General features: G+C 43.9%; 19 protein-coding genes, 1 other RNA gene and 1 CRISPR repeat array. All 20 genes read right to left on the bottom strand.

Annotated features, from left to right (window positions below; all coding sequences use genetic code 11):
- Window positions 1-45: 45 nt before the first annotated feature.
- A CRISPR array of direct repeats spans window positions 46-1,192; the repeat unit is 31 nt; unit sequence ATTTCAATCCACGCTCCCTCACGGGAGCGAC.
- Window positions 1,193-1,406: 214 nt separating this feature from the next.
- Complete coding sequence (cas7c, locus tag Q7Q81_RS09125) at window positions 1,407-2,297, bottom strand: type I-C CRISPR-associated protein Cas7/Csd2 (RefSeq protein WP_304136483.1); 891 nt, start codon at window positions 2,295-2,297, stop codon at window positions 1,407-1,409.
- Window positions 2,298-4,067 (bottom strand): type I-C CRISPR-associated protein Cas8c/Csd1, encoded by a 1,770-nt coding sequence (gene cas8c / locus Q7Q81_RS09120; RefSeq protein WP_304275485.1) that lies wholly within the window; start codon window positions 4,065-4,067, stop codon window positions 2,298-2,300.
- Complete coding sequence (cas5c, locus tag Q7Q81_RS09115) at window positions 4,064-4,741, bottom strand: type I-C CRISPR-associated protein Cas5c (RefSeq protein ID WP_368495529.1); 678 nt, start codon at window positions 4,739-4,741, stop codon at window positions 4,064-4,066. Before cas5c ends, cas8c begins: the two co-directional genes overlap by 4 nt.
- 191 nt (window positions 4,742-4,932) lie before the next feature.
- A complete protein-coding gene (gene cas3, locus Q7Q81_RS09110; protein ID WP_304275482.1) occupies window positions 4,933-7,077 on the bottom strand; it encodes a CRISPR-associated helicase Cas3' in 2,145 nt (714 codons plus the stop codon).
- A gap of 67 nt (window positions 7,078-7,144) precedes the next feature.
- The gene (locus Q7Q81_RS09105) at window positions 7,145-8,470 is read right to left on the bottom strand and encodes a hypothetical protein (RefSeq protein ID WP_304275480.1); all 1,326 of its coding nucleotides are present in this window, start codon (window positions 8,468-8,470) and stop codon (window positions 7,145-7,147) included.
- Between the two features lie 136 nt (window positions 8,471-8,606).
- Entirely contained in the window at window positions 8,607-9,926 is a 1,320-nt protein-coding gene (locus tag Q7Q81_RS09100; protein WP_304275477.1) for a M18 family aminopeptidase, read from the bottom strand.
- Window positions 9,927-9,962: 36 nt separating this feature from the next.
- Entirely contained in the window at window positions 9,963-10,796 is an 834-nt protein-coding gene (locus tag Q7Q81_RS09095) for a deoxyribonuclease IV (protein ID WP_304275474.1), read from the bottom strand.
- 17 nt (window positions 10,797-10,813) lie between these two features.
- Complete coding sequence (locus tag Q7Q81_RS09090; protein WP_304275472.1) at window positions 10,814-11,464, bottom strand: MmcQ/YjbR family DNA-binding protein; 651 nt, start codon at window positions 11,462-11,464, stop codon at window positions 10,814-10,816.
- A gap of 57 nt (window positions 11,465-11,521) precedes the next feature.
- On the bottom strand, window positions 11,522-11,785 hold the full coding sequence (locus Q7Q81_RS09085; RefSeq protein WP_293693088.1) for a DUF1653 domain-containing protein: 264 nt from the start codon (window positions 11,783-11,785) through the stop codon (window positions 11,522-11,524).
- A 142-nt stretch (window positions 11,786-11,927) separates the two neighbouring features.
- A complete protein-coding gene (locus Q7Q81_RS09080; RefSeq protein WP_304275469.1) occupies window positions 11,928-12,458 on the bottom strand; it encodes an RNase H family protein in 531 nt (176 codons plus the stop codon).
- Between the two features lie 478 nt (window positions 12,459-12,936).
- Window positions 12,937-13,286: a transfer-messenger RNA gene (gene ssrA / locus Q7Q81_RS09075) on the bottom strand.
- Window positions 13,287-13,396: 110 nt separating this feature from the next.
- Complete coding sequence (smpB, locus tag Q7Q81_RS09070; protein ID WP_009146155.1) at window positions 13,397-13,864, bottom strand: SsrA-binding protein SmpB; 468 nt, start codon at window positions 13,862-13,864, stop codon at window positions 13,397-13,399.
- 2 nt (window positions 13,865-13,866) lie between these two features.
- Window positions 13,867-16,230 carry a ribonuclease R gene (rnr, locus tag Q7Q81_RS09065; protein ID WP_418948510.1) on the bottom strand — a complete coding sequence of 788 codons (2,364 nt, stop codon included), beginning with the start codon at window positions 16,228-16,230 and terminating at the stop codon, window positions 13,867-13,869.
- A gap of 10 nt (window positions 16,231-16,240) precedes the next feature.
- Window positions 16,241-16,702: a PaaI family thioesterase gene (locus tag Q7Q81_RS09060; protein ID WP_009146157.1), complete on the bottom strand. Its 462-nt coding sequence runs from the start codon at window positions 16,700-16,702 to the stop codon at window positions 16,241-16,243.
- Between the two features lie 28 nt (window positions 16,703-16,730).
- On the bottom strand, window positions 16,731-17,471 hold the full coding sequence (locus Q7Q81_RS09055; RefSeq protein ID WP_304275463.1) for an alpha/beta hydrolase: 741 nt from the start codon (window positions 17,469-17,471) through the stop codon (window positions 16,731-16,733).
- A 298-nt stretch (window positions 17,472-17,769) separates the two neighbouring features.
- Window positions 17,770-18,378 (bottom strand): zeta toxin family protein, encoded by a 609-nt coding sequence (locus Q7Q81_RS09050; RefSeq protein ID WP_304275462.1) that lies wholly within the window; start codon window positions 18,376-18,378, stop codon window positions 17,770-17,772.
- Window positions 18,350-18,562, bottom strand: coding sequence for a hypothetical protein (locus Q7Q81_RS09045; protein ID WP_021720543.1), 213 nt, complete (start codon window positions 18,560-18,562; stop codon window positions 18,350-18,352). The genes Q7Q81_RS09050 and Q7Q81_RS09045 overlap by 29 nt, the downstream gene beginning before the upstream one ends.
- Before the next feature lie 129 nt (window positions 18,563-18,691).
- Complete coding sequence (locus Q7Q81_RS11100) at window positions 18,692-18,970, bottom strand: DUF4160 domain-containing protein (protein WP_210684768.1); 279 nt, start codon at window positions 18,968-18,970, stop codon at window positions 18,692-18,694.
- A complete protein-coding gene (locus Q7Q81_RS09040) occupies window positions 18,954-19,226 on the bottom strand; it encodes a hypothetical protein (protein ID WP_044484564.1) in 273 nt (90 codons plus the stop codon). The genes Q7Q81_RS11100 and Q7Q81_RS09040 overlap by 17 nt, the downstream gene beginning before the upstream one ends.
- A 160-nt stretch (window positions 19,227-19,386) precedes the next feature.
- Window positions 19,387-20,646, bottom strand: a complete 1,260-nt coding sequence (locus Q7Q81_RS09035) for an S-layer homology domain-containing protein (protein WP_304275459.1) — start codon at window positions 20,644-20,646, stop codon at window positions 19,387-19,389.
- Between the last annotated feature and the right edge of the window lie 168 nt (window positions 20,647-20,814).

The raw sequence follows: 20,814 nt of genomic DNA, 5'->3' as shown, positions 1-20,814 counted from the left end.
ACGGGAGCGACGAAAGTTTGTTTAATATAGCGTCAACTTTCAAACATTTCAATCCACGCTCCCTCACGGGAGCGACTGAAGAAAATGAGAGATTATAAAAATAAGGTGCATATTTCAATCCACGCTCCCTCACGGGAGCGACCAACTCCGTGATAACCAAATAACCCGCCACTAATGATTTCAATCCACGCTCCCTCACGGGAGCGACTGTTTGTCAATTAGTCGACTGACTTATAATATTAAATTTCAATCCACGCTCCCTCACGGGAGCGACAACAGTTTTTTTTAACTTTTTTCTATTTTTTTTTGATTTCAATCCACGCTCCCTCACGGGAGCGACGGAGCTGAAGAGCTTAATAACCATAACTACTACGATTTCAATCCACGCTCCCTCACGGGAGCGACCTTTTTACTCCGCTACTACTAGCAAGCTCCAAAATATTTCAATCCACGCTCCCTCACGGGAGCGACCTTTTTCCGTATTATGCTCCGGATCAAGCCAGAGATTTCAATCCACGCTCCCTCACGGGAGCGACTTTATCGTAGACTTCGACGGGATAACGCTTTTCTAATTTCAATCCACGCTCCCTCACGGGAGCGACCGCAACCTCATTGCAACGCTCCATCACGTCGGCAGATTTCAATCCACGCTCCCTCACGGGAGCGACTGAGCGTGGCGTGGTGTATGATACACTCTTTTTGATTTCAATCCACGCTCCCTCACGGGAGCGACTATATTCGGGGAGGCTCCCGCCTCCCTGCTTTTCTATTTCAATCCACGCTCCCTCACGGGAGCGACGTTCGCCTAAAAACGCAAATGTAGGCCAGTACATATCATTTCAATCCACGCTCCCTCACGGGAGCGACCATATACCGGTTGTACTCCATCGGTGCGATAAGATTTCAATCCACGCTCCCTCACGGGAGCGACTTTTCTAATACTTTTCATTTTCTGTACCTCCCAGATTTCAATCCACGCTCCCTCACGGGAGCGACTTGACTCATTTCTATCTCAACCATGACTATATTATATTTCAATCCACGCTCCCTCACGGGAGCGACTCGGGCAAAAATGACGCTTATATATATATATAATGATTTCAATCCACGCTCCCTCACGGGAGCGACGGTAGGCACGTTCTAAAGCAATCAAGCTATGATATTTCAATCCACGCTCCCTCACGGGAGCGACACATCAAAACAAAATACTTCTACATTCATTTAAATCAAGCATTTATTGCGAACCAGCTCAATTCAAATCCTTAAAAATTTATTTTGATGTGAGAAAACTTATAGTTTCCCATTCTAGCTTAAGTTGCGAACCTAAGCTAAATTTTATGTTTCATATAACTTCGCACCATGAACCTAAATTACACAAACGCTAATTGCTCACAGAAGAAATCACCTTAAATCATACGTGTACAGCTTACACCTTCAGGGAGTTTATGTTCTGCAACTTCAACTTCATAATCATTATAGCTTCTAGCAGCAATAACTCCTTCCTTACGCTTAACACTCACAGTATCAAACAACTTATATGCAGGAGCATTACCCAATTCCGTGGCATGCTTAAATACTATAAGCTCACGTACAGCCATATTGCCACGAGCAGCAGAATGATCGTATTCAAACATATTGATAATTGCCTGCCACAACAAAGCCAAATCATCTTCACTAAATCCCGTTACTTTACGTGCAAGATTTGCAGAAATATAACCATCTACACGGTATAATGCGTAAGGAACAATATATTTACGGCCCATTTCTGTGCTCTTATTTTCTGCATCCTTTTTAGTTGTAATAGCAACTCTGGTAATTGTAACTTCTTGTGTCACAATCGGATCAATACTACGAGCAAAGCCCATCTGCACAGGACCGCGAACCTGACCACAATTCAAAGCAGCCTTTACGAATGTAGTCATGACAGCACCAAAAGTACGAATATCAAAGAAATTATTGCACATAAATTGGCAAATTTTCTTATCAATTTCAGGATCATCTTTTTTTAATTCCTTAATTTTCTTTTCATCAGTGCCAAACGCAATATATGCAGTATTATCGCTTTCATTCAGAGGCACACCATCTTTAATATAGATTTTGTAGCCTTCTTTATCTTCGCACATCGTCTCGACACAATTTCTGATTTTGCGTTTCAAGCAAACATCAGTAACAATGCCATAACCAGTTTCAGGATCAATACGCGGCATGTTGCCTGCATCCGGGTCACCATTCGGATTACCATTTTCTACGTCGAACAAAATTGTAAACTCATATCTGTTTTTGATTACTTCAGCCATTTATTTTTCCTCCTTTTTCTCGTAGCGTTTTTGCACTTGATGATAATATCCCAGAACAAATTCACCTTGTTCCGGTAAGCTTAAACGAGCCGGCATCGCATTATCATCAACTTCAAGTTTATTCATAAGTTCACCAATCAACTTTTCAAAATAGATTACAGTGCCTTTTTGTGATGAAATTTTCTTCAAATGCGTATTTGCAAGCTTAGTCAACAGCGGAAAAGTCATGCTAGGATTAGCACAAGCAGAATTAAAGTAGCGATCCTTTATAGTACTATTGATACCAGGATTAGCTTTTTCCTGCAAGTCCTCAAGCACCGCAAACAATCTCCCTAACACATAAGGTACTTTTTTGCATTCTTCATTTAATGCCACAGTAACAACCTCCTCATTATATTTGTAATTTCTTATCAAGCAAGCCTTCATTATTGCCGCCTTGATTCTGCTGATTTTGGTAATATTTTTATCCGGATTATCCTGATCAGCCTTTGCTCGTAAAATTGTATTCTGATACAACGCTTCAGGATATTTTGTACCGCTTAAAATACTACGTAAGACAGCACCTATCAACAACGGTGTAGCAGATTTATCTTTGGAATTTTTATTAGCAGTTTCCTGCAGAATCTGCCATAATGGTATATTTACTCTGTTATCAAAGCCCGGTTTGATAATTTCAAATTCACGAAAATATTTTTCGTAATTCTTAATGAAATCACCAAATGTATTGATAAAGAAAAAGCGTACTGAAATTCTCGCAGCATTAGGCGACAATCCCAAAATATAGAACCTATTATCCGGTTTAACCGTAAAATCACTAATCTCAAACGGCTTACCAGCTCGAACTTTTTCGAAAAAGCCCTTAATATCCTCATCTTTGACAATCTCATTAGCACTGCTAAAAATATCACCAAAAACATCCTCGTTGTCTTCATCTGCACCTTCTGCCCAAAAAACAACTGTCATATCACCAATACGTAAATAATTTCTGTCATTCGACAATAACGTATTCAGCGCTGTTGTATAAGCAAAAGCAGCATACTCACTGACCGGTGCATTGTCGCCCTGCTTATGCTCATATGATTCATAAGCAGGAGCATTGAACGCTACCAAAGCTGCGCCAGAAGACTGTGCTCCATACAACCCTTTAATACTAGGATGCAAACGAGCTACTGGAGCAGTCTTGCCTGTAACCAAACAAATTCCTTTAGCTACATCCGTAGCTTGCTGGCTTTTATAAGAATCCCACGCCCGTTTGATTTCTTCATCCTGTTCTACACTTTCGCCATCAACCTTAAACATCAAGTTAGCGGAACCCAGTAAATCTTCCCTATAGGGCTGCAAAAGCATATTTTCGTGTGCTAATTCTGGTTGCCAAGTTGCGAAAAATGCTTTTAGTGCCATTGCTTTTTCACCAACAGCATCTGCTAATATTTCCTGACATTTTTGTGCCATTGTCTCAAAGCATTGCTTACTACGCTCAGTTTTACCACTGGCATCTATACCCAAAACATATTTTGCGTTATCCCATAAAAACTGAGCAGCAACTCCTGCAGTACGTTTAGTTGCTTCCGGCAGCAATATGTTCTGTGGCAATTCGACTGTTTTCTTGCCTTTTTGCACAGAAATTTTCAAAGAAAGAAGGTTTAGTAACCTTCCCTGTTTATCAATATTCAGCGCATAAGATATTTTGGCATTTCCCCAACCTGGTTTAGCCACCTTTCCTTTAGCAGCTAAAGCCTCATAATAATCTACTAATGCTTGCAGTATCATTTGTATACCTCACATTGCGTAAGATCTATTACGCCATTGACAAATACAGCTCTAAAAAACATAGGCTTAATGCTATTTAAATCGCTATAATCCATGTCATAGAGCATCAATCCTAAATCACGATTTTCAGCAATCGTAGGCACATTGTTAAAATCGTACATACGATAATTCACCGGAAATTCTCTACAACCAAAGTATGGTGTATGGTAACATTGGCCTTTAGTAATGCGTCGTTTGATTATATCCTGAAACTTACCAGGATTATCGCCTGCATTAGCTTTATCCGTCATTTCAAAATGCGCTTCGATAACATAATGCACATCCTTGAGTACCATTGACGCACGCTGTTGAATTTCATCTTTGGTATTAAGATATAAATCTTTTCCATCTGCTCCGTTAATCACACTTCTTGCCTTGCTGCCACTAGCTTTTGCTTTAACCTCATTACGCCTAATGTTAGTAAAACGAATAGGACTAAGCAGATAGATTTTATCGATTCGCCAGCACATACCTGGATGCCAGTATATGCTTTCCAAAATACCACGTGCAGCCGATGGAGTAATTACATCATAAGACATTCTTTCGACAGAAAGTTCAGGTCTGCTAAACAATGCATAATCACCCCAAACCTCTAATTTAATACTCACATTATCACCGCCTTTTATATATTTCATTGTTGATTTGCTTTAATTATATATCTAAATCTATCCTCTGTCAAGGATACCACAATAGTCTTGCATATATTTTTCTTCTCTGATATTATACATATGTCATGAAATTCTCATGTGGATAGAAATATTGTCGATTTACTTTTATAGTAAAGCAAATAGAGACGGGTACCTCCGTCTCTATTTGTTTTTAAAAGTTAAAAGAACACGCCAACACCATCATCAATATTTACTATCAATCCCTTATGGACATCATAAATACTCATATCAGCCAATACATTAATATTTTCGTCAACAACATCAATAACTCCTGCTCCTTGCAACTTAAGAAATTGATTTTCATAAACATTTACTATATACTGTCCTGCTTTTCTCATCAATGAACGGTTACGTACGCCAGCACGCAGTTGTTCCAATAACTTCTTGCTGGCATCATCACATGGAATAAAAACTCCTCGACCAGTTTCGCCTATAATCTTAAAATCCGAAGCAATATCTTTAAACAACATCCTCTTATCAGACATCCCCAAAATATTGTGCATATCTAGGCTTTCGCCTTTATTTACATGTAACTGATCAAAATATTTTTTTATTGCCGCTGTAGATGAAATATCATTAAAATCACGCATTACCATTTGCGTAATTTCTCTCGGTAATCTTATAAAACTAGGGATTTTAGTATCATCATTCTCAATTTCAAATATATAAACAATACTCTCTTCTAATGGTCTTTTATTTTCACGATTACACCTGCCGGCTGCCTGAATTATACTATCTAAGCCGGCAATTTCACGATAAACTACCGGGAAGTCCACATCGACACCCGCTTCAACAAGACTGGTAGCTACTAGCTTACACGGCAAATTATTCTTAAGTCGTTCCCTAACTTCAGCCAAAATTTTTCGTCTATGCTGCGGATACATAAAAGTTGATAAATGATAGCAACCATCTCCGTTCACGCCATCAAAAATTTTCTGTGCAGCTTTTTTAGAATTAACAATACATAGTACCTGTTTATGTATATTAAGTTGTGCAACCAAAGCTTCTGTGTCCTCAAAATCAGTCTTTTCATAATGAACACGCCTAAAAAAATCATACAAATCATCTACATTAGAACAAATTTCATGTAGTTGTACATCTTCAGTAAAATATTTATTCAAACTAGGCTGCGTTGCTGTACACAATACCGCAGTCACATGATAATTACTTACTAATTCCCTTATAGCTCGCATACAAGGAATTAAATAATCATTAGGCAACATCTGAGCTTCATCAAGAATGACAATGCTATTAGCAATATTATGCAACTTACGACAACGACTTGTTTTATTGCCATATAATGATTCAAAAAACTGCACATTAGTCGTTACTATAATCGGTGCATCCCAATTTTCCGTTGCCAGCTTTTTACGTTCATTTTCTTTTTGTTTTTCATCACCAAATTCTGCATCATCATAATCAACATTCATATGATGTTCAACTACATTCTCACTTCCTACGATAGAACGAAAAACATCAGCGGTCTGCTCAATAATGGAAGTATAAGGAATTACATAGATAATACGTTCTTTATTTTTATGTTGCATCACATGCTCCAAAGCAAAACCAAGCGATGCGATTGTTTTACCACCACCAGTAGGAACAGTTAACTTATAAATGCCTTCTTGACCATGAGCTGCATTAATACATTCTTCACGAATTTCCGTACGTTTTTCATTCAATTTATTTGTAGGATTACCCCAAGCCATAATATAGGCATTATATCGTTTGTATAGCTCTTCTAAACTGGAAAATTCCCCCCGCTTCAAAGTATTAGGTCGCATAAACCTTTCCGTATCTAAGAAATCAGCATCTACCAAACAGGAAAATAGCATTCTTGTGAAAAACATAGCTGAAAAGGTATCACTGAAAGCCGGAAAAAGTTTTTTGTTTACACTTAATTCAGGTAATTCGTTTTTAAAGGCACTATAATCTAAAATTCCTACTAATTTCTTTCTCATGCGAGCTACCAAAGTTCCGTTATCAATATCACCTCTTACGCCAAGATTCATTAAACCACTATGATGGCCTGCAATACAAAAAGCAAATGGCACAAAATATTTTCCAAGTAATTGTGCCCCTGCAGTTGAATGATCTACTTTAGGTCCATTCTGTTGAATACGTTTTTGAAAACCAATAGAATACTTTCCAACATCATGATATAAACCAAGCAGTTTTCCAATTTCTTCCATTGTAAATCTTCTGGCAAACTCAGAACATAAAGCACTTGTTCCATTTAAATGTTCAATCAGAGCCTGTTCTCTATTTACGCCATCATCACTTTTATGACCAATATATTCCATCTAAATAATCCTCCTGACATTAAATTTTTTGTATATTTATTTTTTCTTCTGCTAAATACTACTCCCCCTACCTCACGCGTATGCGCCTGCCTTCGCCGTTCGCCAAAAAAATCTCGCCCAGCTGCAATCTGCCGTCCACAATCTTAAAGACATCGCTCTCAAACGTACCCACCTTGGTTTCAATCTCCACATTACTGAAAGCCAGCTCACCGCTCTGGTCGCTGAAGCTGCCGCGCAGGCTCAAAAACGGCACCAGCATATATGTTCCCTTGCCCGTGGAAAAGCTGCCGTATACCAAATTATTGCCATGCGGTCCCTCATTGCGGAACTTTATCTTCAAATCAACACTCGTATTTATCTTGCTGCTTTTAGCAGCCAGCGAAGCCATCAGGTTCTTGCCATCAACATCAATTTTGTAATAGCGATTATCAAAATGATACAAGCCTATCGCATCAAAGGTACCGCCGAAAATGCTGCCTGTTACATCCTGAAAGGTTATCAGCGCATTTTCATAATGGTAGGTGCCGTCGATATTGGTAAAATACAAATCGTTCAGATGCAGCTCCTTCAGCGCCAGCGCACCATCAATCACAGGTTTTTTCAGGCTGCCGGTCATCTGCCCGGTCACCGTCATCGCATCCTTAACATTTTTCATGCCCAACGAATCTGGAATAACATCATAAAGGCAGATGTTGATATTCGTCTTCTGCTCCCCCTTCAGGTCGCAGGTGCCGTCAATATTCAGTCCCTTGCCTGCAATGCTGCCGCCATAGCGTCCCGCAGCCAAGTGCAGCTCCAGCCTTTGATGCTCATGTATCTGCGCCGTGCCGTCCACGTCATTCAAAACAAAAAGACGCTTTTTATATTCCGCCGACAGCACCGTATCATGCAAAATCAGCTTAATATTCGGCAGCCTGCCCTTAATCTGCAGATGACGCTTTTCCATAGGCACCTCGTCCAAAAGAATTTTTTCCTCTGCCGTCTTTTTATTCTGCAGGATATCCAGGCGCATTTTATCATCAAAGCCCAAATGAATATAAGCACCGCTCAGCTCCACCTCCTGCACCGTGTCAATGCCGGCTATGCGCAGGATGATGTCCTTAGGCTTGATTTTGATGCGTCCCTCCGGTACATCCACCAGACGTTCATGCTCCGGCGAATCCCAGGTCAGGTTTTTAAAATATACATTGCCCCAGATATCGGCGCGCAGCTCCTCGGCCGTCACCGTGCCTGTCAGCACCTGCTGCTTTGCCATATAATAATTAAAAAGCTCCGCCGCATGACGGCTTGCACGTTGCGCCAAAAAGAAATAAACAGCGCCGCCCACCGCCAACAGGCAGACTGCCAGCATTGCTAGATGTGTTTTAGATAATCTGCGTATTGCCTGCAACATATAATCACCACTTTCGCTTATAAAACTTCCTAAGCTCAGTATAGCACCACGCCGAACTGCCCGCAACTAATAGCAAAGGCACAGCAGACCTGTCACCAGCATCTGCTATGCCCTTTGATATACGCATATTAAATTGTTACTTCAGGCAGTACGTTCCGTCGGCAGCCTCCGCAACAGCGGCGGCAAAAAATGCCTGCGCCAGCTCCGCCAGATACGCCGTATCCTTAACGCCTGCCATCTCGTAGGCGGAATGCATCGCCAGCTGCGCCAGGCCGATATCCACCGACTTGATTGCCACCTGAGCGGTAGAGATATTGCCTAACGTCGAACCACCTGCCATATCCGAACGGTTATAGAAAAGCTGCAGCGGCACGTTCGCCTTTTTAGCCAACAGCTGCACCAGCGCGCCGGATACCGCATCCGTAGTATATTTTTGGTTAGCGCTGTATTTGACAACCACGCCCTCATTAGGATAGGTCTTGTTCGTCAGGTCGTTCTTATCCGTATGATTAGGATGCACCGCATGCGCATTGTCTGCCGAAAGCATCAGGCTGTTGGCCAAGGACACCAGATAATCCTCCTCGTCCCTGCCCAGTGCCATGTTGATGCGCTGCAGCGCATCCTTTAAGAAGGTCGCCGCCGCGCCCTGCTTCGTCCCGCTGCCAACCTCTTCGTTATCCAGCATGCAGAATACCGGCACACTTTCGCCTGCTTCTGCCGCCAAAAAGCCCTGCAGACCGGCAAACACGCACTGCAGGTCATCCAGCCTGCCGCCGGCAATATATTCCTGCTCCAATCCGACTGTAGTCGCCGGCATTCTGTTGTACAGGAAAAGCTCCGTATCTACAATCTGCTCTGCGGTGACACCGAAGGCCTCCGCCAACAGCTTCTGCAGGCCGTCCTTAGCCGCAGCACTGCCGATAAGCGGCAGCATATCCGTCTGCGCGTTCAGCTTAACGCCATCGTTGGCTTCCCTGTTCATGTGGATTGCCAGATTCGGAATCATCATCAGGTCCTGCTCAACATTAACCAGACGCGCTTCCAAGCGGCCGTCAACGTTGCACAGCACGCGTCCGGCAACGGAAAGCGGCCTGTCCAGCCAGGTGTTCAGCAGCATGCCGCCATACTTTTCCACATTCAGCTTCACATACTTTTTGTCTACTACGATTTCAGCATTATTCTTCAGCTTGAACGCCGGCGAATCGCAGTGGCAGGCGTAAACCTGAAAGCCCAGGTAAGCCTTTTTGGGAATCACAAAGGCCAGTAGCGCCGAACCGTTACGGCTCACGTAATATTTGCCGCCTGCCTGCAGCTGCCATCTGCTGTTTTCCTGCAGCTCGGTAAAGCCTGCAGCTGCCAGCTCCTCTTTTATATTATTCACGGCAAAAAAGCTGTTGGGCGTTTTATCCAAAAAAGCGCACAGCTTCGCATTCAGCTCCGTATAAGCCATTTCCATTTCTATCTTTCACCTCTTGCAAAAATTCTTGATATATTACTCTGCAAAGCGCTCACGCAGCAGCTTTATTTCCGCAGCGTAGCCCGGCAGCTCGTTCGGCGTTTCCAAGTAAAACGGCAGTGTGCGCAGCGCCGGATGGTTAATCACCGCCGTCAGCGCCTCCAAGCCGATATTGCCTGCACCAATGCACGCATGACGATCCTTATGACTGCCGCAAATATTCAGGCTGTCGTTCAGATGCACAGCCTTCAATCGCTCCAAGCCGATAATTTTATCGAACTGCGCCAGTACGCCGTCCAAATCATTAACTATATCATAACCGCCGTCAAAAATATGACAGGTATCAAGGCAAACGCCCATCTTCTCGTTAAGCTGCACCCTGCTCAAAATCGCGGCCAGCTCCTCAAAGCTGCGGCCCACCTCCGTGCCCTTCCCTGCCATCGTTTCCAGCAAAACCGTGGTATGCAAATCCTTGTGCAGCACGCTGTTGAGCAGCGCCGCTATTTTTTCTATGCCAACCTCAGCTCCCTGCTTCACATGGCTGCCGGGATGAAAATTATACATATTCCCCGGCACATATTCCAGCATCGCCAAATCGCCCTCCATCACCATCTGCGCAAACTCCAGCAGCTTTTCGTCCGCTGCGCAGGGGTTCATCGTATATGGTGCGTGTGCCAGAATCGGCGCAAAATTGTGCTCCTGCATCAAAGCATTCAGTGCTGCCGCGTCCTCTGGCTTAACAGCCTTCGCCTTGCCTCCGCGCGGATTGCGCGTAAAAAACTGAAACGTATCGGCACCAATCGACAGCGCCGTCTTCCCCATCGCCAAAAAGCCCTTCGATGAGGATAAATGACAACCTATATGTAACACTTGCTCAATCTCCTTTGCTATTTTTCCACCAGCTGATAGCTTTCCGCCAACAGCTCCTGCACCAACGAAATATCTGCATCCTTTTGCAGCATTACCGTCAGCCAATGCTTTTTGTTCATATGATACGCAGGATAAAAATACTGCCTGTCCACCAGCTGCTCAATCTTTGCCGGCGGCAGCTTAATATTTAAAACATCAACCTTCCCCGCCTTCGCTAGGCCCAGGCTTTTATAGGTAATCGTCATAAACAAAGCGTACCATTTATTTCTCCGCGCCGTCTTAAAGGTAAAATTCTCCGGTGTTTCCGGCCACGGAGCGTCGGGAACAGTGCCGAAGCGCTGCGAGCAGTAATCCATCAGCTGCAGCTTAACGTTGCTCTTAATCAGGCACTGCGTTTTTATTTCTTCCAGCAGAGCCTCTGCTTTCTCACGCACGCTCATAACGTAACCGCTGATGTTATCCGCCACATTAAACGGCAAATACTCCTCGTCCGTATCGCTGTCAAAAACATTTACGGATAGCGCCTTGCCTGCAAGCTTAACGACAGCGTAAAACTCTGTTTCCGGCAACACCTTGCGCAGTGTCAGCCCTGCGCCCTCCCGCACAAAGCCGTAGGCCAGCGCTTTTTTTATATCAACATCATATTGCTCTAAAATCGGATAAAGCATTTCCGTTCTCTCCTGCAAATAAAATTATATGCACCACCGGTATAATCGCCTAAGCAATCAGAACTCCGTCACAACCTCAAAGCGGTACTTTTGCTTAATCGCAGGATATTTTTCGCGGTCCACCTCACTCATAAACATAGCGTAAGGACGGGCGCAAATCTTGAACGGAGCATACAGCGCCTGATACACCACCAGCTTTTCGCCAGTCTCCGTATGCTCGGCAAAGGCCAGAATTTTATATAAGTATTCCGTCGTAGGGTTTTCGACAGTTTCTCTTTTAAAATGGCGCACAATATCGCCCATATGCATTTCTCTAGTCATAGTATTAACCTCCGGATTTTGTTTATATAATTATACTACAAAATACAGCTTATATGCCACGTGCTCCGAGGTTAATAATTCTTCTAAATGTGTTTTCCAACACAAGCGGTTCAAGATAAACTAAAATCAGCATATATAACATTTAACCGCAAATCTTTACCTTAGACAAAGCCTCCTGAAACTTATCGCCCAGGGAAAAGAATAACGGCGTATTAGTACGCTTCACACGCTCCGCCTTCAGCGCTTTATTAGCCAATGTATCAGCAAGCTCGTTAAAATACTCCTTGGAATGTCCTTTAACCTTTTTAAAGGTTATACTCATCTTTTCTCTATGCTTCATAACTAATTGCTTGTACCATTCCTCCATACTCGTCTTAGTTACAGAATGACTTTTAGCCACTTCAGCGATAGAATTATTATCATGCTTAATAATGAGATTTTTAATATGTCTTTCTTTGGCCATTTGAATTGCCTTAGCAGCAGCAAGCAGCTCATGATTAGTGGAGGTAAGAGCGCAGTCCTCCAAATTCTCCGGAATCTCCGAATACTGAATAACCTCGCTGCGTGTAAGCATTACTATACCAATAGAGCCAAAACGCCCAGTATCGCTATAGCTTGCATCAACATAGGCAATAGCGCCGAAATCATCTATCGGATAATCCACATTGCTCATAAAAAGACGCTCCAAATAACTCATTGACTTTGCTTCAAAGGCGGATAACTGCTTTTTGAGTAGTTTTATAGCTTTTTTATTTTTTGCTGCCTGCTTAGCAGCTTTTTTCAGTTGCTTCTTTAATTGCTTTTTCAAGGCTTTTTTCGTCATAATCTATCCGCTCCTTTTAATATATTCAAAGCTCTTTTTCATTTAAGGAATCTAATAAGTTAATTATATATGATGCCATGGACAGAAACTGTCATTGTTATAATAAGAAAAGAGCTTTGGAATAAAAATTTTGCATCACCTATGCTTAAATTCATCCTAAAAACAAAAAAGAGGATAACGTACCGCGAAAGTACATTATCCTCGTGCTGTTATAGGTAAGCAGCTTACACACACTAAACAGCTTGCAAACAAAAACAGAGAATAGTGCTGTTATACACTATCCTCTGTTTTTTATTCCACCAATCAACTGTCACGATTGGACTAATTCTGGTGGAGATGAGGGGAGTCGAACCCCTGTCCGAAAATATTGCCATACAACTTTCTCCGAGCGCAGACGTCATACTTTGTTTCGCGCTGCGATTGCCTGACGACGGGCCTTCACATTGCTATCCTAAAGAGTTTCCCTTAAAGCCTATAGGAATCAGCCTTAAGGTATCCCACTATTGACTGTCATTCCTCACCCGCGGGAAGAGGCTCAGAGACAGTTAGCAGATTAAGCTGCTAAAGCGTATTCTTGTTCAGCGTTTATATTTAAACGTGCCCACCGATTATCGTGCAGATGGAACCACGGCTCGCTTATCATACCGCACCTACCCCCGTCGAAACCAGTACATCCCCAAATTGGAATATATCGGTGAAAGAGCCGATACGCTACAATGATATTGTACTATGCTTTAGTCAAAAAGTCAAATCACTGTGCATGAAGAATTTGTGAATTCACCCGTCTATTAGCGATTCCTGTCCTTCAGCGCGCGCTCCATCTCGCGCTTCGCGTCGCGCTTGGCCATGTCCTGACGCTTATCGTACAGCTTCTTGCCTACTGCCAGCGCCAGTTCCATCTTCACCAGACCATGCTTAAAGTACAGCTTAAGCGGTACCAGCGCATAGCCCTTTTCCTTCACCTTGCCGATGAGCTTGTTAATCTCCGCACGGTGCAACAAAAGGCGGCGGCTGCGCAGTGGGTCATGGTTAAAGATATTGCCATGATCGTAGGGACTGATGTGCAGATTATACACAAAGACCTCCGCCTGACGTGTTACCTGCGCATAGCTGTCCTTCATGTTGGCCTTGCCCGCACGCAGGGACTTTACCTCCGTACCGGTCAGCGCAATGCCTGCCTCAAAGGTTTCGTAAATGGTAAAGTCATGGCGTGCCTTACGATTTTCTGCTATAATTTTAATCTTTTGTTCTGCCATAATTATCTGCTTTTCCTATTCTTTTTTCTGCTTTTTTTGCCGGACTTGCTACCACCCTTGGCGCTGCTCTTCGGCGCAGGCTTGCCATGCTTGGCGCTGCGGCGTCCGGCCTCTTTATTCTTCGCACCCTTGTGCTTTTTCTTCTGCGTTTCCGCACTCAGAGCGATGCTCTGCGTGCTGCGTCCGCTGCTCGGCTTCTGCTTCATCAGCAGCTGCTGGCGGATGTGCTCACGCACGCCTGCGTTCTCCCCTGCCATGATGAAGTCAATGCTCACGTCGCTGATATTTACCTGCAGCACCTCAATGCGCACCTTATCGCCCAAGCGATAGGTATGACCGCTGTGCGTGCCTACGAGGGCATAACGCTCCTCGTAATATTCGTAGTAATCATCCATCAGGCTGGAAATATGCACCAGTCCCTCTACGCCGTTCTCCAGCTCAACGAACATACCAAAGGCCGTTACGCCGGAAATAACGCCGTCAAATTCTTCGCCGATATGGTCTGCCATATATTCGCACATTTTGAGGTCAACGGTTGCACGCTCGGCATCTGCTGCCGCACGCTCGCGAATAGAAGAATGGTCGGCAATAACGTCCAGCTTATCGCCCAGCTTTTCGGCATCTGCTTCCTTCAGTGTGGGCTTTGTCATCCAGGCGCGCAGCAGGCGATGCACGATAAGGTCGGGATAACGACGGATTGGCGAGGTAAAGTGCGTGTAGTACTTCGCCGCCAAACCGAAGTGACCGATGTTGTCCGTCTGATAAACTGCCTGCTTCATGGAACGCAGCGCTACTGTAGTTACCAATCGTTCTTCCGGACGGCCGGCGATTTCCTTCACGGCCTGCTGAATATCCCTCGGCTCCGTTTCTTCCTTGGGAATAAATTTAATATTAAAGTTTGCCAACAGCTTGGCGAACTCCTGCATCTTTTCCTCGCTTGGAATATCATGCACGCGGTAGATAAACGGCCAGTGCTGATTAAACATGTGCTGAGCAACTGTTTCGTTCGCCGCCAGCATAAACTCCTCGATAATCGACTCCGCATTGCCGTGGATACGCTGCACAATCTCAATCGGATGCAGCTTTTCATCCAGAATAACCTTCTGCTCCGGCAAATCAAAGTCTACAGCACCGCGACGCGCACGCTTGTCATGCAAAATCTGGCGCAGAATATCCATACGCGCAACCATCGGCAGAATGTCCTCATACTTGTCGCACATTTCCTTGTCGCCTGCCAAAATTGCACGCACAATATTATAGCTCAGGCGGTGACGTACATTGATAACCGCCGGGAAAATCTCGTAGCTGAGCACCTTGCCCATCTTATCAATATGCATCTCACAGGCCATGGAAAGACGGTCCTCACCGGCATTCAGGCTGCAGATACCGTTCGACAGACGCTCCGGCAGCATCGGCAGTACACGGTCGACAAGATAAACGCTTGTGCCGCGCTCTCTTGCTTCCTTATCCAGCACGCTGTCTTCCGTAACATAATAGCTGACATCCGCAATATAAACGCCCAGCAGGTATTCGTTATCGTTAATCTGCTCTACATAAACCGCATCGTCCAAATCCTTGGCGTCCTCGCCGTCGACGGTTACGACAGTGCGCTCACGCAGATCACGGCGGCCTGCCAGCTCGCTCTTTTTAATAGACTTCGGCACCTTGCGCGAAGCCTCCAGCACCTCGTCCGGGAATGTCAGCGGCAGATCATTCTGCTTGATAATCGACAGAATCTCCAAACCCACATCACCGATGTTGCCCAAAACCTCGGTAACCTTGCCCTCGGCCTTGCGGTGCTCCTGCGGCCATTCGGTAATTTCTACTACTACCTTCTGACCATCCTTCGCACCGTTAAAATGCTTGCGCATAACATATACATCCTGACCGATACGCTTATCGTCAGGCGTTACAAAGGCAAAATCACCGGTCTGGTGGAAAACGCCTACAACTTTATTATTGGCATGCGTGATGATACGCAGGATTTCGCCCTCAGGCTTTTTGCCCTGCGCCGCATTATTTACACGCGCCAGCACACGGTCATTGTTCATCGCACCATGCAGAGCGCGCGGCGGAATGAACACGTCCGGTCTGTCGCCCTTGTTATCCGGGATGACAAAGCCAAAGCCCTTGCTCGTCAGCTGAAAGCGTCCTGCAACCAAGCCCATTTTCTCCGGCAGGCCGTATGTTTCAAAGCGTGTTTTGATAATCTCGCCGTTCTGCTCCAGCGCCAGCAGCTCGTCCCAAAACTTGTTGGGATTAACATCATGCCCCAGCGCATCCACCAGCTCCTCCGAGGTCATCGGTGCATAGCTTTCTTCGCGCATAAAATTTAATATTTTTTCACGTACATCCTTCGTCTGCATAATTTTACCTCTATTCTTCTTCACCCTCGCCTGCGGCGAGCTTACGCGACGGTTGCGGCGTTTCATCCACAATCATCATCTTTGACAGACATTCCGCCAACAGCGTACCATCCTTTTTGCAGATTGTACCCTGCATTTCAACCATGCGTCCCTTGCGCTTCAGCTCTCGCCCGGTGCAGACAACCTCCTCACCGATTGCCAGCGGCTGACGGTAGCGTATTTCAATTTTCGCCGTATAGGAAGGCTTGCCCTCCTTGGCAAAAAGATAATTGCCTGTCACCTCATCAAGCAGTACGGCCACCAGGCCGCCATGCATACGTCCGGGATAGCTTTGGTGCTCCCGGCGCGGCGTAAAATACGCTGTGCACTTGTCGTCGTCAATTTCAAAACGCATATGTAACCCGCTGGGATTATCCTTGCCACAGGCAAAGCACCAGCTGTATTCGTTATTATTCAATAGTGACTTATCCATATTTCTTCGTTTACCCTTCAATATCCTTTTATTTCGCAAAAAAATCGGCAATTTCCTTAAAAACTGCCTCATGCTCGCGGTCCAGCGTCAGAATGTGCCCGCTGTGCTCAAACCAGACTAATCTTCTGCTAGCGGCTGCGGCTAATTTATTATAGATATATTCGGCACTGCGCGGCTGTACGGTGTGCTCTGTTTTCGACTGCAAAACCAGGCAGGGGATTTTTATTTCTGCCAGCAGCTTATTTTTGCACTCATTAAGCATCTTAAAAAGACTCACCAGCGGCTTCGTCGGCATTTTGGCATAGGATATGCAATATTTCTGCAGCTCCTGGTAATTCTTCTTGTGCTTGGGCAGATAGTGAATAAAAAAGCGCAAAAACGTCAGCAGCGGCGCACGCTTATCCTGTACAAAAATCGGTGCCGAAATAAAGGCAGCCTTCTGCACCGGCAATTTTGCTGCCAGCTTGATTGCCAGCAGTCCGCCCATGGAGAGGCCTGCCACATACACGCAGTCAAAGCGCTCCAGCAGATTTTTGCAGGCAGCTTCGGCAGCACCATACCAATCCGTCGCGGTGGTTGCTTCCAAATCCTTGATGCTCGTGCCGTGGCCGGGAAGACGTACACAGCTCACAGTGTAGCCAAGCGCATGCAGGTAATCGCCAAGTGGTCGCATTTCCGACGGCGCACCTGTGTATCCATGCAAGAGCAAAACTGCCTTATTATTTTTTCCTTCCAGCAGAAATGATTCTGCACCTTCAATTATCTGCACCGGCTTCACCTCAAAGTTATTCTATACTAGTTTATATTATATCATAAAAAATGCATGCTGATTGCAGCATGCATTGATTTTGCAAGAACTTCATACATTACAATGCAGAAAAGTACCGATTTTTGCCAACTACATACATTGCAATGTATGTAACTAGGATTATTAGCGTATTTTACGCATCACAATGTATGAAATACTTGAGATAATTTTGCTTACAGGATAAAACTGCCACGTTCGCCAAATATATACGTACAAGCCTTAAGCATGCAAAAAGAGGACGGTGCGCACCGTCCTCTCTTCATTTATTTAAGTTCTTATACTGCATATTTTCGCTACCAGTTAAAAGCTTAATATCTTCCTGATGCCACTCATCGCAAACATCAAAGAATTCCTCACTCTTGCGTTTTTTGAAAATACGAAAAGGTTGCTCTGTCGAGTTGTCATATATATGACAAACGTCTGCAACATGAACAACATCACAAACCTGAGCCAAAGCCTTATCATAGCGTTCTATTATTTTCTCAATCGGCACATCATGACCACCTTCTGCGACACGAGATTTTACTCGATAAACATTAATAAAAGGGTCAACAGTTAAAATATAGTAACAACGTATAAAATAACCTGCTTCCTTAGCTCGTTGCAGCAAATTTAAATTTCTAGGTGTAGACATAACTGTTTCAAAACAGAAGTCCTCTCTATTTTTCAAGTGATCCTCTCTCTGCTTTTCAGCAATTTGCGCTGCAGTCAAATCATCGCATTTTAAATTTTTCTTGATTTCATCAGCATTAATATAGTCAACAGGTGGTTTTAACAAATCTGTGAAAGTACTTTTACCGGAACCGTTTGGTCCAGCAAAAACGATTATCTCCGGCTTTTTATTTAACTCTTTCGCTATAGCGTCCATGATTATATCTCCCACATACCTGAGTTTTGCTACCATCACTGCCAATTACACAAATACTCTGAGTTTCCCTATCATATGTAAAAATAGGCACATCCATAGCACGTTTCTTTTCTAATGCAATTTTTACGGCACAATTAGCACGTTTTACAACCTGCTCGTCAGAAATATATTTTTGTTGACTCATAAGACACCAACCTTTCTAAACACACTATCCTACTTACATAGTACTGTATTTCAGCAAAAAAGTCAAAAGCTATCTTGCGTATGCAAAAAGAGGACGGTGCGCACCGTCCTCATATCACCATTATAAAAATCAGCAGAAATATCTCACTTGTCCAAAATAATCTTGCCACTTATTTACAACACTTTGGCTTCTTGCTTCGATAATAGACATAATGTTTTTCAAAACTCGCTCAGGAATATGTGAATTATTGTGGCACAAATAACACTTTCCAGCCCTTGTAATCCAAATTTTTGTAGCATTAGCTCTAGGCGAACCCTGAGAGACATGCACATGTATAGGCTCCAGAGGTTCATTTTCATTTGTCCAAAAATAAACCCAATAAGAGCCTATCTTAAAAACCTGAGGCATTATCGAACCCACCCTCTTGAGAGAATTGCATGATTAAATGTGCCGTTGATTCAATAATTTCCTGATACTTATCTATTTCTTCTTGTGAAAAACCAAATATATCTTCCCACTTATAATCCGGTAAATAACACGTAGCATGATGAAAGCAATCCTTAGCATCGGGCTTTTCAATGTAAACTTTTACAGTTCCATCACTGCGCATCTCGGAATGTACAATTTCTGTATTATCGTCTAATGTTAAAAACGGATACATCAAAGTAATCTCCTCCTTTTAGTTTAAGTGTACACAAAAGTTTTGTAAAAAGCAAGAGATTTATTCCTTTATCAACACGCAAAAAGAGGACGGTGCGCACCGTCCTCTTTTAATTTATGCATATGCGTTTTTTTGCTTTTCAGCGGATTGACGTAAAGTCAGATTAGAAAGTAAATACTACTTGGCTCCACAGAGTCTTCATGTCGGAATCGTCCAGTTTGTCTTCCAGATCATAGTATTCAACAGCACCAACGATGTTCTTAGCGAAGGTGTAGTTAGCGCCTACCATGTAGCCTTTGAAGCCATGAGTGCCGTATTCGCCGTTCATGGTGTGAGCAACAACGGTGGAACGAGCTTGGTCATAGTAGTTAGCGTAGATGCCGAAGGAACCTTCTTTAGCAGCTTTAGCGCCAGCATAGGACAAACCAACAACGATTGCATCGTCGTCTTTGGTTACATATTCTTCGCTGGATTTCATGTAGTTAGCGGACAGGTTCAGGTTTTTAGCCAAATCAAATGCTACGCCAACGTTCCAGATTTTGTTGTCGTCCAAAGAATAGGAACCAAGATTTGCACCGCTATAATCATCTTTTGCAGCATTATATGCATGTGCGCTGGAGGTAGCATCTTGGAATACAGTATAGCCAGCAGTTGCAGCTACAACGCCGAATTTAGCATCAACTTTTGCACCGTAAACGTTGTCATATTCTAATTCGGTTTTCATCAGTTTCGGATAAACTTGAACAGTTTTACCTTGGTTGGTCGGTTTAGCATAGAAACCGGTTACTTTAACGTCTTTGCCATAGGAAGCAACAACGCCGTCAGCACGGGTATCATACAGGTTGCCAGCAACCAGGTTCAAAGGCAGACGACCAGCTTCAACAGCTACGCCACCGATTTTACCATCAACATAAGCACGTTGGAATTTGGTATCTTCGTTGCCAGCATTGTCTTTCAGATCTTGGATGTTTTCCAGCATGCCGGTGTAAGTCCAGTCATCGTTGATTTGGCCTTTTACCCAGATACGGGAACGCAGTTTGGTAGCATAACCGTCTTCATCATAGTCAGCATAGTTGTAACGGATGTTGCCGGTAATTTTAACATTGTCAGCTTTTTTCTCCAGATTAGCAACGCGAACGCCCAGGTTGTCCAGCTCGTCAGCAAATTCAGCAGCCAGCTTGTCAACGTTAGCACCTTTTGCCATTGCTTTAGCAACGATTTGAGCCATTTCATAACGGGTCATCAGTTTGTCGCCACCGAAGGTGGAGTCGCCATAGCCTTCGATTACGCCAGCAGCAGCCAGTTTGTTGATGCTGTCATAAGCCCAGTGGCCAGCAGGAACGTCAGAGAACGGGTTAGCAGCGTAAGCGGAAGCGGTTACGCCCAGAGCCATTGCCATTGCGAGTACTAAGGATTTTTTCATTGTAGTTTCCTCCTCAGGATGCAGCAGTATTTTTAAACTGCTGAAATTATATTTTTACAAATCACCTTCCGGAGTCTCCCGCAAATTCCGCTCAAGAGTTGCCTTGTTTCCTCTGTCATCCTTCGCCGGTTTTTCCTTCACAATGATTTATAAATCAATATTTGTCGG

This window comes from Phascolarctobacterium succinatutens (genome assembly GCF_958453765.1).
GTDB lineage: Bacteria > Bacillota > Negativicutes > Acidaminococcales > Acidaminococcaceae > Phascolarctobacterium_A > Phascolarctobacterium_A succinatutens_B.
Note: the sequence above shows the minus strand (reverse complement) of the source record. Positions and strands in the feature narration are given on the sequence as shown.

Coding starts and splice junctions, on each gene's coding strand:
- Q7Q81_RS09090 (WP_304275472.1), bottom strand. CDS start 11,464: ATGCTTTATCCGATTTTAGAGCAATATGATGTTGATATAAAAAAAGCG.
- cas5c (WP_368495529.1), bottom strand. CDS start 4,741: ATGAAATATATAAAAGGCGGTGATAATGTGAGTATTAAATTAGAGGTT.
- Q7Q81_RS09050 (WP_304275462.1), bottom strand. CDS start 18,378: ATGGACGCTATAGCGAAAGAGTTAAATAAAAAGCCGGAGATAATCGTT.
- Q7Q81_RS09105 (WP_304275480.1), bottom strand. CDS start 8,470: ATGTTGCAGGCAATACGCAGATTATCTAAAACACATCTAGCAATGCTG.
- cas3 (WP_304275482.1), bottom strand. CDS start 7,077: ATGGAATATATTGGTCATAAAAGTGATGATGGCGTAAATAGAGAACAG.
- Q7Q81_RS09060 (WP_009146157.1), bottom strand. CDS start 16,702: ATGGATAAGTCACTATTGAATAATAACGAATACAGCTGGTGCTTTGCC.
- Q7Q81_RS11100 (WP_210684768.1), bottom strand. CDS start 18,970: ATGCCTCAGGTTTTTAAGATAGGCTCTTATTGGGTTTATTTTTGGACA.
- cas7c (WP_304136483.1), bottom strand. CDS start 2,297: ATGGCTGAAGTAATCAAAAACAGATATGAGTTTACAATTTTGTTCGAC.
- Q7Q81_RS09080 (WP_304275469.1), bottom strand. CDS start 12,458: ATGAGCAATGTGGATTATCCGATAGATGATTTCGGCGCTATTGCCTAT.
- Q7Q81_RS09085 (WP_293693088.1), bottom strand. CDS start 11,785: ATGACTAGAGAAATGCATATGGGCGATATTGTGCGCCATTTTAAAAGA.
- Q7Q81_RS09045 (WP_021720543.1), bottom strand. CDS start 18,562: ATGAGTCAACAAAAATATATTTCTGACGAGCAGGTTGTAAAACGTGCT.
- Q7Q81_RS09100 (WP_304275477.1), bottom strand. CDS start 9,926: ATGGAAATGGCTTATACGGAGCTGAATGCGAAGCTGTGCGCTTTTTTG.
- rnr (WP_418948510.1), bottom strand. CDS start 16,230: ATGCAGACGAAGGATGTACGTGAAAAAATATTAAATTTTATGCGCGAA.
- Q7Q81_RS09035 (WP_304275459.1), bottom strand. CDS start 20,646: ATGAAAAAATCCTTAGTACTCGCAATGGCAATGGCTCTGGGCGTAACC.
- smpB (WP_009146155.1), bottom strand. CDS start 13,864: ATGGCAGAACAAAAGATTAAAATTATAGCAGAAAATCGTAAGGCACGC.
- cas8c (WP_304275485.1), bottom strand. CDS start 4,067: ATGATACTGCAAGCATTAGTAGATTATTATGAGGCTTTAGCTGCTAAA.